This is a genomic window from Coprococcus intestinihominis, assembly GCF_040096555.1.
In the GTDB taxonomy this organism is placed as follows: domain Bacteria; phylum Bacillota; class Clostridia; order Lachnospirales; family Lachnospiraceae; genus Coprococcus_A; species Coprococcus_A intestinihominis.
Map to the genome: position 1 here is coordinate 1 of NZ_JBBMEK010000448.1, position 1,280 is coordinate 1,280.

The following is a 1,280-nucleotide window of genomic DNA, read 5'->3' on the forward strand; positions in this document are numbered from 1 at the left end:
GCATGCCTCTATTGTATCATGCTTATGTGTATTTGGAATTTCTCATTTTGGCTTGTACTATTTATATTCTAGCACCACACCTTATGCTGGAGAGATAAAGTACCAGCAGGATAAAGCATTAGCGGCTACATTACAGGCGAATTTGATTGACCGAGATCAAGAAACCGTTGATCAATTAAAAAAGATGGGAAAATATCCAGCGAAACATGACCTGGAGCATTTTATAGATGGATTATTAGAACAGAAGCATATAACAAATGACAAAGATGCTGAAATGATCACTCGATTTGAAATGCAACAACATACCCCAGACATCTTGATTACTAACTATTCTATGCTTGAATATATGTTAATGCGTCAGGAAGAACAAAGCATATGGAAAGATACATCTGAATGGTTAAAAGCAGATGATGAGAACAAGTTGTTGTTTATCATAGATGAGGCACATATGTACAGAGGTGCTTCAGGCGGAGAAGTAGCATTATTAATTCGCCGTTTTATCAATAAACTGGGTGTTGATAGAAAGAAGATTCAATTTATTTTAACTAGTGCAAGTATTCCTAAGAACGAGGAGAACAAAGTAAAGCAATTCATCGCGGATTTAACAGCTATGGATGATAATGATAGTTCAAATATTGCTATTATAAGAGGAAGCCAGGAGATAATTGACAATCATTCTTCCATTAAGTTAGATGCTGAATTACTAGCTCAGTTTGATATTGATTTATTACACGGCAAATCAAGAATGACGGGGATAAGACAGTTTGGTAAACTGGCTAAATTAGATGTCGATTCATGTGATTTTTCAGATGAAAAGCAAGTTGAAAACTGGTTATATAAGGAATTAGTAAAAATCAAACCACTCCTGTCAATTATGAAAAACTGTCGTGGAAACGCAATAGCTTTTGACGAGCTGGCTAAGAAAGTATTTCCTGATGCAAATTCTACAGTGGCAAAAAAAGCAACAAGTGTACTACTATCTGTTGCGCCGTTGGCGAAAAACAAAGAGGGACAAGTGTTGTTTCCATCACGTTTGCACATGATGTTCAGAGGGATTAGAGGCATTTATGCTTGCTCTAATCCTAATTGTCATGCAAAAAAACACGTTACAAATTTACCACTTGGGAAAATATATATTGGTAATCATCCAGATATTTGTGAGTGTGGCGGAAAAGTATATGAGTTGTTGAATGATAGAACATGTGGAGCTCTTTTTTTAAGAGGATATATGGACTTAGATTATCCGGAAGATAGATTTATTTGGAATAAAAAGGGTGCAA

General features: G+C 35.5%; 1 protein-coding gene. It reads left to right on the forward strand.

What is annotated here, in order from left to right; translation table 11 throughout:
• Positions 1 to 1,280 (forward strand): DEAD/DEAH box helicase (locus WMO25_RS18125; protein ID WP_349086633.1); only part of this gene is annotated, 1,280 nt, incomplete at both ends.